General features: G+C 40.9%; 15 protein-coding genes. 13 read left to right on the top strand and 2 right to left on the bottom strand.

Features of this window, described 5'->3' with window-relative positions; genetic code table 11:
- Nucleotides 1-129: 129 nt before the first annotated feature.
- From L3C95_RS00515 to L3C95_RS00500, 4 genes are all read left to right on the top strand, one after another.
- Nucleotides 130-3,474: a SusC/RagA family TonB-linked outer membrane protein gene (locus L3C95_RS00515; RefSeq protein WP_236384093.1), complete on the top strand. Its 3,345-nt coding sequence runs from the start codon at nucleotides 130-132 to the stop codon at nucleotides 3,472-3,474.
- Between the two features lie 17 nt (nucleotides 3,475-3,491).
- Nucleotides 3,492-4,970: a RagB/SusD family nutrient uptake outer membrane protein gene (locus tag L3C95_RS00510; RefSeq protein WP_236384092.1), complete on the top strand. Its 1,479-nt coding sequence runs from the start codon at nucleotides 3,492-3,494 to the stop codon at nucleotides 4,968-4,970.
- A 272-nt stretch (nucleotides 4,971-5,242) separates the two neighbouring features.
- A complete protein-coding gene (locus L3C95_RS00505; protein WP_236384091.1) occupies nucleotides 5,243-7,888 on the top strand; it encodes a glycoside hydrolase family 2 protein in 2,646 nt (881 codons plus the stop codon).
- Nucleotides 7,889-7,981: 93 nt separating this feature from the next.
- Entirely contained in the window at nucleotides 7,982-10,636 is a 2,655-nt protein-coding gene (locus L3C95_RS00500) for an alpha/beta hydrolase family protein (RefSeq protein WP_236384090.1), read from the top strand.
- Between the two features lie 109 nt (nucleotides 10,637-10,745).
- Here the strand turns inward: L3C95_RS00500 and L3C95_RS00495 are convergent, their stop codons facing one another.
- On the bottom strand, nucleotides 10,746-11,012 hold the full coding sequence (locus L3C95_RS00495) for a hypothetical protein (RefSeq protein WP_236384089.1): 267 nt from the start codon (nucleotides 11,010-11,012) through the stop codon (nucleotides 10,746-10,748).
- 657 nt (nucleotides 11,013-11,669) lie between these two features.
- Between L3C95_RS00495 and L3C95_RS00490 the strand changes: the two genes are divergently transcribed.
- The 6 genes from L3C95_RS00490 to L3C95_RS00465 all read left to right on the top strand — a co-directional run bounded on the left by L3C95_RS00490 (nucleotide 11,670) and on the right by L3C95_RS00465 (nucleotide 15,415).
- Entirely contained in the window at nucleotides 11,670-11,969 is a 300-nt protein-coding gene (locus tag L3C95_RS00490) for a hypothetical protein (RefSeq protein ID WP_236384088.1), read from the top strand.
- A 75-nt stretch (nucleotides 11,970-12,044) separates the two neighbouring features.
- Nucleotides 12,045-12,992, top strand: a complete 948-nt coding sequence (locus L3C95_RS00485; RefSeq protein ID WP_236384087.1) for a helix-turn-helix domain-containing protein — start codon at nucleotides 12,045-12,047, stop codon at nucleotides 12,990-12,992.
- A gap of 95 nt (nucleotides 12,993-13,087) precedes the next feature.
- The gene (locus L3C95_RS00480) at nucleotides 13,088-13,828 is read left to right on the top strand and encodes an SDR family oxidoreductase (protein WP_236384086.1); all 741 of its coding nucleotides are present in this window, start codon (nucleotides 13,088-13,090) and stop codon (nucleotides 13,826-13,828) included.
- A gap of 47 nt (nucleotides 13,829-13,875) precedes the next feature.
- The gene (locus tag L3C95_RS00475; protein WP_236384085.1) at nucleotides 13,876-14,628 is read left to right on the top strand and encodes an SDR family oxidoreductase; all 753 of its coding nucleotides are present in this window, start codon (nucleotides 13,876-13,878) and stop codon (nucleotides 14,626-14,628) included.
- A 34-nt stretch (nucleotides 14,629-14,662) separates the two neighbouring features.
- The gene (locus L3C95_RS00470; RefSeq protein ID WP_236384084.1) at nucleotides 14,663-15,016 is read left to right on the top strand and encodes a hypothetical protein; all 354 of its coding nucleotides are present in this window, start codon (nucleotides 14,663-14,665) and stop codon (nucleotides 15,014-15,016) included.
- Nucleotides 15,017-15,415: a hypothetical protein gene (locus tag L3C95_RS00465; protein WP_236384083.1), complete on the top strand. Its 399-nt coding sequence runs from the start codon at nucleotides 15,017-15,019 to the stop codon at nucleotides 15,413-15,415.
- A 2-nt stretch (nucleotides 15,416-15,417) separates the two neighbouring features.
- Here L3C95_RS00465 and L3C95_RS00460 read toward each other — a convergent pair whose 3' ends face one another.
- Complete coding sequence (locus L3C95_RS00460) at nucleotides 15,418-15,978, bottom strand: flavin reductase family protein (RefSeq protein ID WP_236384082.1); 561 nt, start codon at nucleotides 15,976-15,978, stop codon at nucleotides 15,418-15,420.
- 397 nt (nucleotides 15,979-16,375) lie between these two features.
- Here L3C95_RS00460 and L3C95_RS00455 point away from each other — a divergent pair, with 397 nt between their 5' ends.
- The 3 genes from L3C95_RS00455 to L3C95_RS00435 all read left to right on the top strand — a co-directional run bounded on the left by L3C95_RS00455 (nucleotide 16,376) and on the right by L3C95_RS00435 (nucleotide 20,296).
- Nucleotides 16,376-17,368, top strand: coding sequence for a hypothetical protein (locus tag L3C95_RS00455; RefSeq protein ID WP_236384081.1), 993 nt, complete (start codon nucleotides 16,376-16,378; stop codon nucleotides 17,366-17,368).
- A 236-nt stretch (nucleotides 17,369-17,604) separates the two neighbouring features.
- Entirely contained in the window at nucleotides 17,605-19,836 is a 2,232-nt protein-coding gene (locus L3C95_RS00440) for a TonB-dependent receptor (RefSeq protein ID WP_262915810.1), read from the top strand.
- 40 nt (nucleotides 19,837-19,876) lie between these two features.
- The gene (locus tag L3C95_RS00435) at nucleotides 19,877-20,296 is read left to right on the top strand and encodes a thioredoxin family protein (RefSeq protein ID WP_236384080.1); all 420 of its coding nucleotides are present in this window, start codon (nucleotides 19,877-19,879) and stop codon (nucleotides 20,294-20,296) included.
- Nucleotides 20,297-20,312 lie beyond the last annotated feature (16 nt).

Here is a 20,312-nt window from a genome sequence, read left to right as displayed (position 1 = left end):
AGACTAATCTGCGTCCTGCTCTCACTGTGCACAGGATGTTTATTCCGTATTGTAATGCAAGAGGCATTACACACGGCTTATTGGGCCAACGCGACCGACCATTTTACTAACCAAAATTGCTGTGTGACTATGCAAAAGATTGTCAAACTCAACCGTGCATTCCTATACTGCTGTATGGTTGTTATGTTTTGCCTTTATTCTGAAGGCTATGCCGCTCCGAAACAGGGGAAGCCTGTGAGTCTTACTGTTAAGAATTCTACATTGGCAGATGTGCTACGACAAGTCTCGAAAAAGAGCGGTCTGTATATTTATTTCCAGGATGTGGATTTGGCTGCACATAAGAACGTAACCATTGACGTTAGGGACAAGCCGGTGGAGAGTGTTTTGCATGAGTTGCTGGATGCGAGAGGGTTTTCGTGGGTAGAGGTGAGTGAGAATACGATAGCGGTTAAAAAAAAGCCGATTACAGAAGAGCGGATTGAGGGCGATACGGTAGCGACTATAACGGTGACGGGTAAGGTGGTGGATGAGAAAGGGGCACCGGTGATTGGAGCGACGGTGGTGGTGAGGAATAGTAAGATTGGCACTATAACTAATCCGAATGGAGATTTTGTGCTGAATGATGTAAAAGAGAATGCATGGATTGTAATTTCGAATGTGTCGTCTCTTTCGGAGGAAGTACCTGTTAGAGGAAGAGCTACTGTTGGTGAAATCAAATTAAAGGAAAAGGTAGGAGAGCTAGACGAGATCGTTGTGATTCCTTATGGAAATACGACAAAACGGTTAAATACTGGAAATATTGCGAGTATAAAGGCAGACGAAATTGAAAAACAGCCTATAAATAATCCTTTGTATGCTCTACAAGGTAGAGTGGCGGGTTTACAGATCACCCCAACAACAGGTTTGGCCGGCGGGTCATTATCGCTTCAGATTAGAGGAAGAAACACGCTACGAGACCCAGGACAAGGAAATGCTGATCCACTGATTGTAATCGACGGATTGCCAATCGTAGCAACTATAAGAGGATTAGGATTTTCCGGTCTTCCGGACTTTTCGGCTCTGAACTTCATTAACCCTAACGAAATAGAATCAATTGATATTCTAAAAGATGCGGATGCTACTTCTATTTACGGAAGCAGAGGTGCAAATGGGGTAGTACTAATAACAACCAAAAAAGGAAAGAAAGGAAATGTGACAACAACCATTAATGCAAAATCAGGCGTCGGAATTGTTACAAAAAGAGTCGAACTCTTGGATAGGCAACAATATTATGAAATTAGAAGAGAGGCTTTCCTCAATAGTAACCGCGACATGACTTCACTTCCGGCAACTCGAACCTACGCAGATTTAAACTTGTGGGATAGCACAAGATCTACAGATTGGCAAAAAGAGTTAATTGGAGGGACGGCGAAGTATACTGATTTGCAAGCAACGGCCACAGGAGGCTCTAATAACACTCAATATCTTTTTGGAGGAAATTATCACCGTGAAACAACAGTATTTCCGAAATCAAACTCGGATCAGAAAGTGAATGTACATTTCAATCTAACAACAAGCACAAACAACAATCGCTTTAAAGCGATGTTTAGTGCAAGTTATATGGTAGATAATAATACATTACCTGGTATAGATTTTACCTCACGGGCGCTGACTTTGCCTCCATCCGCACCAAAAGGATACAATGAAGACGGATCTTTAAACTGGGCTCCTCTTGTATCTGGGAATAGCAGTTGGGACAATCCATATGCGGAACTTTTAAAAACATATGAAGCCAAGGTCAAAAATTTATTATCAGCTGCAGATATTAGCTATCAAATACTTCCCTATTTAACTGCCAAAGCGCAGGTGTCTTACAATGATTTGAGTGGTAGTTCTTTTCGTAGACTATCTCCTTTCGCGGCGAAGCCACCAGAACAAGCAAGCGAATTAGCGGTGGCTTCGTCTAATAATACGACGAGTAACAATATTAGCATCGAGCCTCAGTTAGTTTTACAAACCACGCATAGAGGACTTAAAATTAATGGCTTGTTTGGAACTTCTTTTCAGAGAAGTGTTTTAAGCGATCAATCTATAACGGCATATGGATTTGAGTCAGACGAGCTTCTAAAAAACTTTAGTTCTGCGTCAATCTTCGAATTGGGAAATAATTATTCTGAATATAAATATTTTGCTTTGTTTGGAAGGGTGAGTTTGAATTGGCAGAACAAATACCTTATTAACATCAATGCAAGAAGAGATGGTAGTAGCAGATTTGGTCCAGGAAAGCAATATGGAAATTTTGGTTCTTTAGGTCTTGCATGGATATTTTCTGAGGAAAATTTTATTAAAGAACATCTGCCTATTATGTCTTTCGGAAAATTGCGGGTTAGTTACGGGAGTTCGGGTAATGATGGCATAGGGAATTATCAATACCTAGAAAGATATCAAGCAGTATCTGGTGTTGATATTTATCAAGGTACCAGAGGATACACTACAACGGGACTATTTAATCCATATTATCAATGGGAAACAACAAAAAAGCTTGAAGCTGCATTAGAAACCGGTTTTATTAAGGACCGAATAATCTTTAGTGTATGTTACTTTAGAAATAGATCAAGCAATCAGCTGTTGTCATATCCATTACCATCTATTTCAGGGCCCGGTAACTTTGTGTATAATTTGCCGGCACTCATTCAGAATGCTGGAATTGAAGGTACATTTAATACTAAGAATATAATATCAAGCAAATTCTCTTGGAGTTCTTCATTCAATATAACAAGGAACAACAATAAATTAATATCATTCCCGGGGCTCGAGAACTCAATATTTTACAGCTCTTATGAAATTGGTAAACCATTCTATGGGAATGATAGGTTTTATAAGTTTGCAGGTGTAGATCCTCAAACCGGGAAATATCAATTTGAAACAAATGATGGAAAAATAACGGAAGATCCTGAAGATCCAAGTAGGTTAGATGGAGGGCAGTATCTTAGAATCAGGACAATACCAGCATTCTATGGAGGATTATCGAATGCATTTACTTTTGGCCGGTTTTCTTTAGATGTTTTTATTCAGTTTGTAAAGCAAAATGGAGTAAATCCTGTCATTGCCTATACATTACCGGGAAGTCAAAGTAATCTGCCAATTGAATATTTATCCAGATGGCGAAAAGAAGGTGATAAAACTGATATACAAAAAATTTATGTACCTGGTTCTGGTACCCCGAGCGAATACAGCAGAGCGATTAACTTTAGATCTCAAAGTGATGAATATCTTACTGATGCCTCTTTTGTTCGACTTAAGAACATATCTGTTGCATATTCATTATCAGCAGAATCGCTTCATAAATTAAAACTGAAACAGGCGAGGATATTTATTAATGCTCAGAATGTTTTAACGCTTACATCATACAAAGGACTTGATCCTGAAACTCAATCTAGAAGTCAATTACCTCCGTTGCGAATGGTCGTTGCTGGATTGCAAATCACTTTATAACTCTAAAACATTGCCAAATGAACTCGGGAAAATTAGTGTTTGTGAAAAAGTGTCTAACAGGCGCTATAAGCTTGATGATAATAATAATGTTTTTTGCCGGATGTAGCAAGATACTCGAGGTTAAGCCTCCGATTAATGAAATTATTGGAGAAGAAATTTATAGCAGCAACAAAAAAGCTGCGAGCGTTGTGACTGGCATATACGCATCCTGGGGAGCAAATAGCAATTTTAACGGGAGAACCTCATTGTCGCTTCTTCTTGGGGTATCCTCAGATGAACTTGGTTCAGTTGCTAATGATTTTGATGTAATTAACAGCTTCTATTTGAATAATCTCCTTACTGATGATGCCGGGTTATGGAGTAATTTTTATGCATACATATTCAAGATAAATTCAGCAATGGAAGGTATAACACGGTCGAAAGGTGTTACTGACGACGTGAGAAGTCGGTTAATTGGTGAACTCCGATTCCTTCGGGCGTTGCAGTACTTTTATTTGGTAAATATATATGGTGACGTTCCTCTTGCATTAACAACTGACATAAAAGAGACATCTACTCTTGCTAGGGCGGCGAGTATGGATGTGTATCACCAAATAGAAGTAGATCTTTTGTTCGCCGAACAAAATCTGTCAAAAGAATATGTCAATGCTGACATTCTAACACCAACGGACTTGCGTTTCAGGCCTAATTCTTATGCGGCGAATGCTTTGTTGGCCCGGGTGTATTTGTATGAGAAAAAATGGAAAGAGGCCGAGATTAAGTCAAGTCTGCTAATTAATGAAACAAGTATGTTCAAGTTGGAAAATCTCGAAAATACATTTCTAAATAACAGTAAGGAAGCGATTTGGCAAATTCAGCCGACATCTTTTGGTTACAACACTTTGGATGCAACGATTTTTGTTTTGTCTGGAGATCCAGGGTTATTTATTCCTGCAGGACCCAATCCGGACAGTAAACCTGTATTTATTACTAGTGATTTATATAATTCATTTGAACTAAATGATCTTCGTAGGAAATCTTGGATTGATACAGTAACCGTAGAGGGAGTTTTATTCCCATTTGCTTTCAAATATAAAGTTTGGCAGGCAGGGCAACCATTAATAGAATCAACAATGATGCTGCGTTTAGCTGAACAATACCTTATTCGAGCAGAGGCGAGGGCTGAGCAAGGAATTGTCAATGGAGGTAACTCGGCACAAGACGACATAAACGCGTTAAGAAAAAGGGCTGGATTGAATGAAATAGAATTAATGGATGTGACATCAGCATTGATGATAATCCGTCATGAACGAAAAGTTGAGCTTTTTACAGAATTGGGACATAGATGGCTTGATCTAAAAAGAACTGGTAAAATCGATTCAGTGATGATGAAGGTTGGTGAAATGAAAGGGCACCCATGGCAATCGTATAAGTCGCTATTTCCGCTGCCAACCAGTGATATCAAGAACAATCCAAGTTTGAAAGGTCATCAAAATCCAGGATATCCTGAACAGTAGTAAAACAAAAGAATGGAGTTTGTTTATTTAGACTCGACTTAATAAAGCAAATTCGAATTTTTTATGGCTATGTACTTCTTTATTCAGAATAGGAGGGATCGAATGTAGCTACAATAAAGTTCTCTTGCATGCAAAATGCAGGAAAACCACTTAAATAACAGACATGGAATAAAGGTCGACGAGGTGTTATTGAATTAATAACCCATTTTTAAAACTATCATTGAATGACTGGATACAGTTATTAGTTAAACATAAACATAAATATAATTTAGATGTCAAATAAGTTATGCCTAGCTATACTATTGTTTGGACTTTATATATCACCTGTTTTTTCTCAAGCTAATAAAAATTGGAAGAGTAAGTATGTGCCTATATCTACATATTGGGCTCAATATATAGATCCTCAGACGCCTCTCCCAGAGTATCCGAGGCCACAGATGGTTAGGTACAACAACTGGATGATTTTAAATGGAGTGTGGGATTATTCAATTACCAGTAGAGATACCCCACACCCAATTAACTACCAAGGCAAAATATTAGTTCCGTATCCGTTAGAATCTGCATTGTCTGGAGTAAAGAAGGCGTTAAAACCCACAGAAATTTTATGGTATAGACGAACATTCAATATTGACGCTTTGCAGCAGGGGCGGAGCTTGCTTCATTTTGGCGCTGTTGATTGGGAGGCTACTGTGTATATAAATGGAAGGAAGGTTGGTAAACACACAGGAGGTTACACTGAATTTACATTTGATGTAACTCATGCTATAAAAAAAGGTGAAAATGAATTGGTTGTTAAGGTTTTTGATCCGACAGATGAAGGAATTGGGCCACATGGTAAACAGTCGTTGCGTCCAACCAATATTTATTACACGGCTAATTCTGGAATTTGGCAAACTGTTTGGCTTGAACAAGTGCCAAATACATATATACAAGAAGTAAGGTTGACACCGGATATAGATAAGGAAATTTTATTTATAGATATTAAGTTGGCTGGGGAAACGACGGGTTCAACTATTATGGCCAAGGCTTCAAATGGGAAGAGTGTTATAGGCATGTCGGAAAATAGACTGAGACTGAAAGTTCCGGATGCTCAGTTATGGTCACCTGAAAAACCATTCTTATATGATCTTAGCTTGGAGATTCTTGACTCTGCGACAGGCAATGTAAGAGATGTAGTATATACGTATTTCGCTATGCGAAAGATAGGAATATCTAAAGATAGAAATGGAGTCGATCGAATTTTTCTCAACAACAAATATGTCTTTAATCTTGGTGCTTTAGATCAAGGATATTGGCCAGATGGACTTTATACAGCACCGACAGATTCCGCATTGATATTCGATATCCTTGCCTTGAAGACAATGGGATTTAACACGGTGCGCAAACACATTAAGATAGAGCCCTCTAGATGGTATTACTATACTGACAAGCTTGGCCTCTTGGTTTGGCAGGACATGGTAAATCCCAATCAAGGTTTACCAGAGGGGAGCAAAAGAGAATTTGAAAAGGGATGCTTAGAGACAATTACACAATTATATAATCACCCCTCTATTGTCGTTTGGACTTTATTTAATGAAAAATGGGGTCAATACGATCAAGAAAGGCTTACCAATTGGATAAAGGAAATTGATAGATCGCGTTTAGTAAATGGTCATTCCGGAGAATACTTATATGTAAATAATCAACTTCGTAGTCCTTCTCCTAATGCTTACATTGGCGCAGATATGACCGATGTACACGCATATCCTTTTCCAATGATGAGTGTAAAACAACTTGGAAAAGCTCAAGTTGTTGGTGAATTTGGAGGATTGGGAATGACCGTGGAAGGGCACCTTTGGGATGATTTAACACCAGGATGGGGATATGATGGATTGTCTACACGCGATACTCTAATATCCCAATATATAAAAATGACAGATTCGATAGTGATTTTAGAAAAAAAGGGTTTATCGGCTTCGATATATACCCAACCATTTGATGTCGAAAGCGAGCAAAATGGTCTATTAACGTATGATAGGAAAGTAGCAAAAATGCCAATAGAGTTAATAGCTGCTAATAATGATAAGATTTTAAGAAAGGGAAAGCTTCCTGTAAATGTATTGACAAATGTCATTATTCTTACACAGTCTAAGCAAGAGGACTATTACTCACGTCTTAATAGATACCTGCATGGTGACAGGGATTCCGCGACTTTAAGGAGCCTTGTGAAATTCTCAGATGCTAATAAGGATCAATCAATTTGTAAGAAAGTATTTAATGACTATTTCAAAGTTATTTATGATCCATTAAATGAATCAAACATTACGTTTTTTCGACAGTATATGAAATCTACGAAAGATTCATGTTTTACATTTTTTTTGAATAATGTGAATGAAATAAATGAAGTACTTGGAGTAGATGAAGCGGAGGCAAGGTTGACTTATTTAATTGAAAAGGATTTAGTAAATGAGAAAATAAACAACAAAATCTTGCTTAAGTGGAATGAAATTTATAATGAGGCGGAGCAAAAATTTGGTTCCATTGGGAAAGAAGCAATAATACAAAGCAAATTGTTGAAGTCTTGGCAGAACAAAGACTGGGAAAATCTGCAATCAGCCTTGCCAGAATGGTACGAAAATAATGGATATAAAAGAAAATGGGTGCCATTATACCTCATAAACTCATTAAGTTATAACATTTTCGAGAATTTCTCAGATGAAAAAAGTCTCAATATAGCAATCAACCTGGTGAAATACTGTTTGCAGAAAGACAATTCTGGAAATGTGTTAGACACATATGCAAACTTGCTCTATAAAATTGGAAAAAGGGAAGAAGCTTTGGTCTTAGAGAAACGGGCTGCATTATTGAAACCTGAGGATGTTGAGATACAATCAAATTATAAAAAAATGCAACAAGGAGTGCCGACGTGGAAATTGTAGAAAGAAAATACTAGACTGCGATTTGGTTTCAGCCAGTTAGGCGAAATTAATGGAGACGTAAAATGGCTTTAACGGAGTAAATAAAGGGATTAAATGAAAAAGATAATTTTCTGCATCATATTTTTAACCAGCCTGAATGCTATTGCTCAAAAGATAATAGATGACGATGCGATGATTCACTGGCCTGTTGTAAATTCAGAATATGGGATATCGGGTAACGGAAAATATGTCTACTATACTGTTAGCGAAATGAAATATGATAGCAGCTGTCTTTTTATCTGTAACAATAACGGCAAGGTAATTAGGAAGTTTTATCATGCCGGCAATCCTACTTTCTCACCTCATAGCGATTACATATATTTTCAAGGTAGAGAGAATAAATTGTATTCATTGGATATTGTGAGAAATGTATTGGATTCTACAGAGTGTATAAAAGAATATAAGTCAATTGATTTAGGGGGTGATGAGATTGTTGTATTAAAAAGCTGTGATAATATACTTAGCGTTAAAAATGTGACAGAGCGCTCAAAGTTAACTTTGTCTAAATGTACTAGAACAATTTTTTGTTCGAATGAGAGCTACATGATTGCTCAGTTAAACGACAAGCAGAAGGGACTAGCTATAATCGATCTAGGCAAACTTACATATAAGCTTGTTATTACAGATACAGTATTGGATTTTAATATCAATAAAAACGGGACATATTGCGCGTATTTATCAGAAAGTGTAATTGACGGAAATAGTCAATTAGCCATGCATTTATATGACGTAAAAAAAGGCTTGGATACTATTGTTTTAAAAAGTGATAGTAAACTTCTCGGTAAAAAATATGTTATTAAAAGGAGTGGTTCGAATATTGAGTTTAACTCTGAAGGAAACCTTCTATTTCTGTCCATTACCTCCATTCCTTTGGTTCCCAAAGCATCTGATGACTTCAAATTGGACATATGGAATTATAGGGACAAAATTCTGACACCTGAATTGAACAGAAATTTGCGGGCAAATAATGAATTTCTTGTGTATTGCTATAATATCAGATATCAGAAGAATATAGTGCTTAACGATTCATTGGTATTGGCGGGAAACCATCTTGCTTGCAGACGATATTTATTAATTGACGAAAAGAGGAATTCACCGTGGTTTGACGAATATGAGGATTCAATTAAACTAAAATTGTTAGATTTAAATACTAACATTGCGATCCCATTAAGATTGGGGTTGAAGAGAAGTATACAAGATGTGACTATCTCACCGACTGAAGGATTTGTACTTTGGTTCGATTTTGATGCTAATGCTTGGTTTTCATACAATATCAAAAGCCGCATAGTTAAAAATATTACAGAGTCATGCTCAGCTGAATTTAGGCAACTTCATGCTAGGAAGCGGGGACGGTTGGGAAATTGGGGTATTGCAGCTTGGGGACATGAAGACGAGTTTTTATTACTTTATGACGAATTTGATATCTGGAAAGTATCGTTGGATAAGTCTTTTTCGCCACAGGAAATTTCTTGGGGATGGGGTAAAAAAAGTGGGTTAACTTTAAATATTTTAAGCATTCAACAAAAGTCGCTAAAGCATAATGATTACTTGCTCATATCTGGATATAACCATAAAACAAAAAAGGGACGATATTGGTTCAAGCGGCTGGATATGATGTTAGATATTGATACCTCCCATCTTGAAAATTATTCGGTTGCCACCAGATGGCCATTGGGTATATTCGGGCAGCCTGAAGGCAAAATAATTAAAGCGAAAGAAAAAAACGTGTTTGTTGTTTTAAGAGAAAACTCTACTTCTTCCAAAAATATATCACTTACTAAAAACCTAATAAATTATCAGCCAATATCGAACTGTCATCCCGAGAATGAGTATAATTGGTATAGGACCCAATTATTTACTTATAAATTAGCTAGCGGAGTTGAGGCTCAGGGTGTACTATATATACCCAATAGTTTGAACGAAGAAAAAAAATATCCCATTATATTAAATTATTATGAAATAAAAAGTGATGAAATAAATAAATTTCAGTTGCCAGATTATTCCAGACATAATATAAACATTCCACTTTTTGTTCAAGAAGGTTTTTTGGTATTTATTCCTGATATAATTTCGGAGCAGGGTGAAAATGGGAAGGGGACTTACAATAGCGTTATGGCAGGAATAGAAGCGATTAAACACCTACCATATCTTGATACTACAAGGATGGCTATTCAAGGGCATAGTTATGGTGGTTGGCAAACTAACTATTTAATTACACACACTCAAGTATTTAAAGCTGCAGTAGCGGCTGCGGGCGTAGCTGATTTAGTCAGCTCATATGGGCAGTTAATTTATAACAATGGCGGAACAAGACAGTCTCATTATGAACTTTCGTCGCAAGGAAGTGCCTACGGCTTTGGCGTGACACCTTGGACAAATCCGGAATTATACATAAAGAATTCACCAATCTTTAATATTGGGCGAATAACAACGCCATTACTCATGATGCATAACAGTGACGATTCGCAAGTGCCGTTTGAACAGGCGATTGAGATGTTTACGGCTATGAGACGTGCAGGCAAAAGAGTATGGTTACTTCAATATGAAGGAAATTATAATCATATTCTGAGCGGAAAGGCGGCAATTGACTATCATAATAAAATGTTATCCTTCTTTAAATTATATCTGAATGGTGATAAAATGCCTGAATGGATGTCCAAAACGAACGCTGAACTAATTGCGATATCTCCCAATTGTGGTTTAGAGTAATTAACACTTGGTAGCATCTGGTATTTATAACTGTTTTTTTTGACAAAAAAGATCTGGACTGTATAATATTATTATACAGCCCAGATCCTTTAATAAAACTTAACTTGCCTTACTGTACGGTAGTTGTAATTTTGCCGGTAAAGAAAGTTGTTGGACAAGCATTTCCTGCCAGGGTTGTTGTATAATAGGTAACTGTTGGCAGAAGTGCGTTTACCGTCGTAGTGTAACTTGGATTTGCAGAGCATTTAATTTGTGCTCCTTGTACATATGACAGTACTGGAGGATTAGGATTATAATATCTAGCTTTAAATGCAAATGCACCACCAACTACTGCGAACAATGCAACCGCAGACAAAACGATTTTTGCTTTCTTCATAATAAATTCACCTTTATAAATCAAAAGGCTAAACTTAAGTATGTGAGTTAACGCCTACTCTTTTCTAATGGTTTTCGGCTTCCCCATCGATGACCCACAAAAGGGGCCTGTTCTGGCCAGAACAATATTTTTTATATTAAATAATTACCAGAGTAAGTTCATACCGGATTACAGGTTTCTCAAAGCCATCTCGTCACAGGTCTCCCTATGGCCCAGATATCAAAATATATTATGCGGTGAATCGTTTACGGGTAACAAGTTTGTTTTTCATGAATATCTTCTTTAACAATCGTAATGATAACATGTGTTGAGGTTTAATGGTGAGAGTTTATCAACATCTCTAAATCAAAGATATGACCGACAACGATGCTTTTACTTAGGAACAAAACCTCAAACTTTGGAGATCACGGATAAAAAACAATAGACCCCGAACGTATATATACCAAAAGAGTTCTGTTGCGCAGACAGAACTCTTTTGACGAAAAAAGCTGTACATAGGGCAGTGGTCTACAGGTAACTGTGTATTCTACTGCAGCATACCTGCAAGTTAAATCATCAACAAATCCGCACTGTTACCAGACAGCAATAAAACTTTGGAGATCCTGTCACGTTTCTATGCTCTGCGCTGTCTATATCTATATAAAACGCATAAAAACCATGATAGCAGTAAAAGTAACGTACACCGTAAAACCTTCTTTCGCAGCACAGAACCTGGAGAATATCGCCAATTTCCTGCAGGATTTCCGGAAAATGGGTGCTGACTTCCAATACACCGTCTACACCAGCGAAAACACCTTCACTCACCTCTCCCACTACAAAAACGAAGAAATCCAGGCAGCGGTGTTAGATACACCATCCTTCAAAGCCTTCCAGCAATACCGGGACGACAGCGGTCTTATAATGCCTCCCCTGGTCGAAGTATTAACTCCGGTAGGCAGCGCAAAGGAGGTCTTATGATGATTAGGGGTTATATGTTACAAGGTAGCCCAAACCTTTTGTAACTTTAACCCTATCTAAACCTCCTCCATTACCATGACAAGGCAGAAAGCAACAGACAGGCCCCCCGTTTTTAATAATCTGATCGAGAATTACGAGTATCTCGGGTTACCGGTTGACCTGATCGACCCGAAAAACGACTTCACGATCCATAAATTGATGGACATCCACGGGGACCTGCCTTTTAAATCCTGCGTATACAGGGCGAATTTTTATTCTTTTCTGTTTATAAAGGACGGGGAGGGAAGATATACTACCGACGACCTGGAATTCTGTACGAAGCCTCATACTATATACTTTACCAATCCGGGGCATTATAAGTCTTTTGAATGGCGTTGCCTGAAGGAAGTCTACCTGGTCACCATGAGCGAGTCTTTCCTGAAGGAGAACGTCCACGCCAATATATTCGAGGAATTCCCCTTCCTGCTGGCGGAAACCGTCCCGGCCAGGGTGCTGACGCCGGAAGTGTTTGCGGAATTTGAACCATTATACCTGCAGATATATAAAGAGTACTTTTCAAACTCTCCTTATAAGAATAAGATGATCGGTAACCTGTTTGTGGTGTTACTACTAAAGATAAAGGAATACTTCTGGGAGGACTACAACCCGATCTATGAAGGAAACAGAAGCTCTCAGATCGTGAAGAACTTCAAAAGAACCCTGGAAAGACATTACCGCGAGTTAAGCACTGGGAAGGCCAAACGTGTTTTCAGAGCGCAAGACTATGCCAATGAACAAAACCTGCATCCCAACTACCTGAATAATGTGATCAAAGCGAAAACAGGTAAATCCGTCAGTACCTGGATCATTGATAAAACTATCACTGAGGCTAAATCATTACTACAGAATTCGGCTACACCTATCAAGCAGATCGCCGACCAGCTTGGGTTTGCAGAGACAGCGCACTTCAGTAATTATTTTAAAAAATATACAGATACCACCCCCGTTTTATACAGAAAACACCTCGGCACAGGGGTGTCTTAGGTTTTTGCAACTAATAGTGTAAATCTTGCAATTTTAGGGCGTGTTTATGTTCCATCTTTGTTATGTCAATAACGACAAACAAAAACAAGAGAAACATGAACACGCTAACAAACAAAGTAATCTTAGTAACAGGCGCATCAAGAGGTATCGGCGCTGCAATTGCCCGCAAACTTTCATCAGAAGGAGCGAAAATAATCGTCAACTATGCTGGTGGTAAAGATGCCGCTGATCAGGTAGTTGCTGAAATCAAAGAAAAAGGCGGCGACGCTATCGCTGTACAGGCAGATGTTAGCAAGAGCGCAGATGTAAAAAATCTGTTCGATGCAGCTATTGCACATTATGGCAGGATCGATGTACTGGTGAACAATGCAGGCATCATGCTCCTGAAACCAATCAAGGATACTACAGACGAAGATTTCGACCGTCAGTTTGATATCAACGTAAAAGGCACATTTAATACCCTCCGAGAAGCTGCTACCAGACTGGCCGATAAAGGATCCATCATCAACTTCTCCACTACAGTGAACCGTGTGATGATTCCAACTTACGCCACTTATGTAGCTACAAAATCAGCTGTAGAACAATTAACCCGCGTATTCTCAAAAGAAATGGGCGCCAGAGGTATCAATGTGAACTCTGTTTCTCCTGGCCCAACCAGCACCGACTTATTTATGAATGGAAAATCACAGGAAGTGATAGACCGCCTGGCATCTATGGCTGCTTTTAACCGTCTCGGTAAACCAGAAGAGATTGCAGAAGTAGTAGCATTCCTGGCAAGTGATGCGGCTAGCTGGATCACCGGGCAGAATATAGGCGTAAACGGTGGTATGGCTTAATAAGAACAAAGAAAAATAAACAATAACAATTAAAATAAATGTCAATCATGAATAACTTAAAAGGTAAAGTAGCAATCATTACTGGATCAGCAAGAGGATTAGGTAAAGCCATCGCAGAACGTTATGCTGCATTGGGCGCAGACATTGTGATCAATTATTCCAGAGATAAAGCATCGGCCGATGAAGTAGTAAGTAATATCAAAGCCATGGGTGCTAACGTGATCGCCATACAGGCAGACGTCAGCAAAGTAAAAGAGATCGAACGCCTGTTCGCTGAATCAAAAGCAGCTTTTGGAAAGATTGATATCGTTGTAGCGAATGCAGGTATTGAGCTTGTAGAAACACCGGTAACAGCATTTACAGAAGAACAGTTTGACCGGGTGTTCTCTATCAATACCAAAGGTACTTACTTCACGATGCAGCAGGCTGCAAAACATGTGGAAGACAATGGACGTATCATTTACATCGCCTCCAGCACTACTTCCTTCCCTGTACCAGGTATGGCCGTATATGGCGGTAGTAAAACAACTCCCCGCTACCTGGTGGATATCCTGTCAAAAGAGATCGGTCACAGAGGGGTTACAGTGAACTCTATCATTCCTTTCGCGGTAGACCATTCCGGTATCTTCGTAGATCCCGAAGCATACCCTGAGTTAAGAAAACAACTGCTGGACAGCTGTCCGATGGGCCGACTGGCAGAAGTGGAAGATGTAGCCAATATTGCAGAATTTTTCGCAAGCGATCTGTCTTCTTTCGTATCTGGTCAACACCTGTTGGTAAATGGCGGAGCCACAAACTAAGACTCCGCCCGCCATTCACTTAAAAATAGCAACAATGTTCATCAAAATATTAAATACTGCGCTGGTCCTGGTAATTGTGTTCATGGCCCTGAAGCAGGGATGGGCCATGATCGCCGGTAAACCGGAAATGGCAGCAATGCTGGGTCGCTTTCACTTCAACAGGCCGGCTATACTGATCAATGGGATCGTGACATTGATAAATGCTGTGCTGATCTTATTTCCCAGGACCTTCCTGGCCGGAAACTTCCTCATGGCCGCCGCCATTTTACTGATACTGTGCCTGCAGCTATCTTTAAAAGATCTCAAAGGGGCCGCTATAGAGCTACCATTCCTCCTGATGAACCTGATCGCTATTTTTTTACAGCACCCACTCGCAAAAAACAACTAAATGAAGATCTTGATCTATGCAATGGCAATCGTGATGTGCGCATTGACTGCTAAAGGACAAAGTAAATCTAATACAATGAACACTGATAAACTGACTAATACTACCGTCAAAAAAGCGATCGACGCGCTGCAGTCTGCCGATAGCAATGGCTGGTTCGCCCTCTTTACTGCAGACGCCGCGCTGTATGACGATGGTAATAAAATGAACTTCAGGAGCTTCTTCGAAAAGGCCTTGGGACATGAACGCTTCACCAGCATCGATAAGGTGGAAAACAATGGACTGGATCTCTACGGCAGATTTCATAGTGACCAGTGGGGCGATTTCAAGACCTATTTCAGGTTCCATATCGACGCAACGGGAAAGATCAACAGGCTGGACATAGGGCAGGCCAGCTACTAAGGCTACAGGTTCTGCGGTTTGAACCTGCCCGGGTAGGAAACGTTCTTTCCCGAGATCATGAAAGTTGCCTCCCCTCTGTAATGCACCGTTCGGGGAAATTTTGGAGACGTCGCCACATGGGCCTTGACCACTTCCAGGATAAAGAAGTTATATTTCGGTAACAGGTGTTCGTCAATCACCTTACACTCAAAATTGGCATAGCATTCCTTTATAAGGGGTGCTTTCACCTTTTCCGCCTTCTCTGCCGTCAGATCAAATTGCCTGAACTTATCCACTTCCGCCCCTGAACAGTTCCCGATACCGATAATAGTATCTATCAAGTCATCTGTAGGGATATTGATCACACACTCCTTGCTCTTCCTGATCATCTCAAAGCTGTAGTTCGCGCCTGTAATGAAACAACCGATCATCGATGGCGAAAACTCCATGACCGTATGCCAACCCATTGTCATGATATTCGTCTCATCTTTCCAGCGGGAGCTGACCAGTACAGTAGGTCCTGGTTCCAGGTACTTCCTGATGTCTTCAACTGGGAAATCCTTTTTCTTGTACGTCTTTTTCATGTCCTAAAGTTATCATGAGGTGGTGGGTGGTTGCTAATATTAATCAAACCATTACTTGTCTTATTCACCCCTGGCAGGAGTACAATTACCAGACCAGTATCACGACCAGGGATGATGGTTGTCAGTATCCGCGAAGTGCCCAGGGCTTAGTTTTGTATTACGATTAATTCACATTCAAAACGAGGCTTTTATATCCTATGCCCTATACTTTCCTGCTGACATTATCCATCACGATGCAGGTTCCCATGGCAGAAAAATGATGAAGGATAACAAAAAAAGCAGGCTCCCCGGGCATATTCATCCCGGGGATTTCTTTTTTTTGTGTAAATTAATGGGGCCAACTGAAATTGTTACCCGGCAGCTCAAGAGGGTCCGATTTGATAAGTTAGAAAATGATATGAGAAAAGTACTATTTATCCTATTGATTCCATTCACCGCATTCGCGCAACAGGTTGTTATTACAGGAAAAGTGCCGGATGCTCCGGATAGCATGGATGTATTTGTCTACAAGCCGATCGGAACATATTTCAACTCACTCTATAAACAAAGCGCCGGAAAAGTAACCAATCACGCGTTCACATTGAACGTGCCAATGGACGCAGCTGGTTATATCACCGTAGAGAATAAATACGTAAAGTCCGTCCTCTATGTGGAACCGGGCGATTCAATAGATATTGGCATCAGTCGGGAAGGCAGCACAGGTAAAAAGATCTATGCAGGCAGTAACGCTGCAGGGCATGATCTGTTCAATAATGATACCCCCCTTTCCCCCGACCGGCTAAGCAGCGCGATGGACTATGTCATGGATACGGCAAAATCAGTCAACGGGGCGCTGTGGGGCATGCGTTCCACCCTGTTCGACCTGAAAGCACCTTTACTGGTACACCTCAGAAAAGGCCAGATCTCCGTAGGATTTTACGAAAGTATGGTGACTGCCCTGGAAAGCCGGTTAATATACTACCTGCTCAACAGCGCCGGCAAACGCCTGGAAAATCCCGGCGACAGGAAAAACAAAGCACTGAACGAAAAAGAACTGAAACAGATTGTCCAGGACGCCTCAGACCTGTACGATCCTTTTGATACAAAATACGTTTCCTGCCCCGGTGCGGACCTCCTCATTGCCAAGAAATGCTACCTCATTAAAAAAGGATATGTCAGGGGCGGCGCTACTATGACCGACTTCTGGCAGCGCTTCGACGAGCCGTATAAGCTTTATGCCTACGCCCCTATCAACCTGCATGAGATGATGGCGGGCAACGAGTTCCTGGCCAATATCCCCGACCGTAATAAAGGAAATGGTGCTCAGATAGAACTGTTTTATTACTTCAAAACCAACTTTCCTAAGAGTCTCTACATTCCTGTAGTCCAGGAATTATTGAGCAGGAAATAACAGGATTCGCCTTAAATGCCTTGTGCGTTGCCGATATTTTTAACCGGTACGGATTGATATTCAATTTACTTTCTCTTAAAATTACCAGATTATTGACTTAAGGAGTACAACTTTTCGAATAAATTATTAGATTTGTCTAAAATAATAATTTAGACAAGGCTAAATAATATTGCGAAATGATCCGTACTTCTACTTTTGTGTATATAAAAATATCTTTATTGATATCCGCGGTTTGCATGGCATTTCCGTCGGTCGTGACAGCGCAATCCACTACGGGTACTATCAGCGGATATGTGCTGTCTGACGGTCAACCGGTATACCTGGCAAATGTATACCTGGCAGAAAATAAGGCTGGCGTAGCCACCGACTCTACTGGCTATTTCAGGTTGAACAATGTGAAAGCAGGAACTTATACATTGCGGTCCTCCGCTACAGGCTTCACCTCCTTTTCCAGGAAGGTAACTGTTACCGCAGGTGGAAAAACCTCCGTGCAGATCAGGTTGCAGCAAGACGTTACAAAGCTGAATGACGTAGTAGTGACCGGTACCCTGAAGCCAGTCAGCAGAACAGAAAGCCCCGTGCCGGTAGAAGTGTATACCCCGAAATATTTTCAGAAAAATCCTTCTCCCTCCCTGTTGGAATCCATCGGTATGGTGAATGGCGTACGCCCCCAGCTCAACTGTAACGTTTGTAACACCGGAGATATTCACATCAATGGAATGGAAGGCGCTTACACCATGATCCTGATAGACGGTATGCCTATCGTGAGTGCTTTATCCACCGTATACGGGCTCAGTGGCATTCCTATGAGTATGGTGGAACGCATAGAAGTGGTAAAAGGTCCCGGCTCCTCTTTATATGGCTCGGAAGCCATGGGAGGTATTGTGAACGTGATCACCAAAAATCCGTTAAATGCTCCTCTCGTTAGTGCCGATGTATTTGGTACCAGCTGGGGAGAATATAATGTTGACGCCGCCATGAAGGTGAATGCAGGTAAGGCTTCCGGATTGTTTGGCGTCAGCTGGTTTAACTACCAGCACCCGAAAGATAACAACGGGGACGGATTTACAGATCTGACCATACAAAACCGTATCTCCATCTTTAATAAATGGGGCTTCCGGCGGAAGGATAACAGGCAGGCCAGCATTGCTGCCAGATATGTATATGAGGACCGCTGGGGTGGAGAAATGAGATGGAGTAAAGCCTGGCGTGGAAGCGACAGCATTTATGGAGAAAGCGTCTATACTAAGAGAGTGGAGCTGATCGGCATGTACCAGCTGCCTGTGAAAGAAAAGATCATGCTGCAATACTCCTACAACAGGCATGAGCAGAACTCCTACTATGGTAAAATGCCCTACATGGCTACACAGCATGTGGGATTTGCACAGCTCTATTGGGATAAACAGCTGAGTGAAAAGCATACCCTGCTGACCGGCATTTCCTATCGTTATACCTGGTATGATGACAATACGCCTGGTACCCTTTCTGAGGATGGTAAGATCAACATGCCTGCTAAAACGCCTTTACCCGGCGCCTTTGTACAGGATGAGTGGGCATTTGCCAGGAAACATAAGTTCCTGCTGGGCTACCGCTACGATCATGACAAAAACCATGGTAGCATCCACTCGCCCCGTATCGCCTACAAATGGACGCCTGACGACAATAATACCCTCAGGGCCAGCCTGGGTACTGGTTTCCGCGTAGTAAACCTGTTTACGGAAGATCATGCTGCACTGACTGGCTCCCGGGAGGTGGTCATAGCAGAAGCGCTGAAGCCGGAGAAATCTTACAATGCAAACCTGAACTATGTAAGGAAAATCCCGATGAACAACGCCTTCATTAACCTCGATGCTACCGGCTTCTATTCTTATTTCACTAACAAGATCAACGGCGATTTTGATACGGACCCCAATAAGATCATCTATGATAATCTACGGGGACATGCCATTTCACAGGGTGTTTCCCTGAATGTGGATGCCGTGTTTTCTTTTCCGCTGAAAGTCCTGGCCGGTATCACCTACATGGACGTATACCAGGTGGATGAAAATGCAGCAGGCGTCCCCCTCAAAAGCAGACAAATAGACGCGCCTAAATGGGCCGGTACATTTACGATCAGCTATAGCCTGCCCGCTGGTTTCGGAATAGACCTGACGGGTAACTGGAATGGTCCTATGCGCCTGCCCATACAACCTAAGGACTATAGGCCGGAATATTCCCCCTGGTTCCTGTTGGCCAACGCCCAGGTCACAAAGAAGTTTGCCCGCGGATGGGAGGTATATGGTGGCGTAAAGAATCTGCTAAACTATGTACCCAGGTATGCATTGATGAGACCTTTTGATCCCTTCGATAAATATGTGAACGATCCGGTGAATAATCCTAACGGATATACATTCGATACTGAATACAACTATGCGCCTTTACAAGGTGCAAGAGGATTTCTGGGAGTGAGATATAATCTGTTTAAATAAAATGATACGGAAAGTTTTCATCTGCATAATATATAGCATCTTGCTAACAGTACCGGTCCTTGCGCAACAGGGACCGGTTACCTTTGCCCGTCTGCAGGATAGTATGGCGGTACACCCCAAACCTGTAGTTATTAAGATCTATACCGACTGGTGCAGCTATTGCCGGATGCAGGATATGCAGATCAAACGCTCTCCCGCACTGCAGCAACTGCTGTCTGAAGATTACTACTATGTGACCCTGAATGCGGAAAGCCGTCAACCCATTGTTTTTAACGACACCACTTATTCCTTTATCCCCTTCGGCGCACAAGGCATACATGCGCTGGCGGCAAAGTTAATGCAGCATCACGCGGCTTATCCCGCCTGGATCGTGCTGGATAGTTCTTATCGTATGAAGGCCTTTCACAGCGGCATGTTAAAAGATAAAACCCTGCTTGCGTTGCTACGTACTATTGAATAAATCCCTGCCCTGGCAA

Source organism: Chitinophaga filiformis (assembly GCF_021646545.1).
In the GTDB taxonomy this organism is placed as follows: domain Bacteria; phylum Bacteroidota; class Bacteroidia; order Chitinophagales; family Chitinophagaceae; genus Chitinophaga; species Chitinophaga filiformis_A.
This window is presented reverse-complemented; position numbering and strand designations above follow the sequence as displayed.

Coding starts and splice junctions, on each gene's coding strand:
- L3C95_RS00515 (WP_236384093.1), top strand. CDS start 130: ATGCAAAAGATTGTCAAACTCAACCGTGCATTCCTATACTGCTGTATG.
- L3C95_RS00510 (WP_236384092.1), top strand. CDS start 3,492: ATGAACTCGGGAAAATTAGTGTTTGTGAAAAAGTGTCTAACAGGCGCT.
- L3C95_RS00505 (WP_236384091.1), top strand. CDS start 5,243: ATGTCAAATAAGTTATGCCTAGCTATACTATTGTTTGGACTTTATATA.
- L3C95_RS00500 (WP_236384090.1), top strand. CDS start 7,982: ATGAAAAAGATAATTTTCTGCATCATATTTTTAACCAGCCTGAATGCT.
- L3C95_RS00495 (WP_236384089.1), bottom strand. CDS start 11,012: ATGAAGAAAGCAAAAATCGTTTTGTCTGCGGTTGCATTGTTCGCAGTA.
- L3C95_RS00490 (WP_236384088.1), top strand. CDS start 11,670: ATGATAGCAGTAAAAGTAACGTACACCGTAAAACCTTCTTTCGCAGCA.
- L3C95_RS00485 (WP_236384087.1), top strand. CDS start 12,045: ATGACAAGGCAGAAAGCAACAGACAGGCCCCCCGTTTTTAATAATCTG.
- L3C95_RS00480 (WP_236384086.1), top strand. CDS start 13,088: ATGAACACGCTAACAAACAAAGTAATCTTAGTAACAGGCGCATCAAGA.
- L3C95_RS00475 (WP_236384085.1), top strand. CDS start 13,876: ATGAATAACTTAAAAGGTAAAGTAGCAATCATTACTGGATCAGCAAGA.
- L3C95_RS00470 (WP_236384084.1), top strand. CDS start 14,663: ATGTTCATCAAAATATTAAATACTGCGCTGGTCCTGGTAATTGTGTTC.
- L3C95_RS00465 (WP_236384083.1), top strand. CDS start 15,017: ATGAAGATCTTGATCTATGCAATGGCAATCGTGATGTGCGCATTGACT.
- L3C95_RS00460 (WP_236384082.1), bottom strand. CDS start 15,978: ATGAAAAAGACGTACAAGAAAAAGGATTTCCCAGTTGAAGACATCAGG.
- L3C95_RS00455 (WP_236384081.1), top strand. CDS start 16,376: ATGAGAAAAGTACTATTTATCCTATTGATTCCATTCACCGCATTCGCG.
- L3C95_RS00440 (WP_262915810.1), top strand. CDS start 17,605: ATGGCATTTCCGTCGGTCGTGACAGCGCAATCCACTACGGGTACTATC.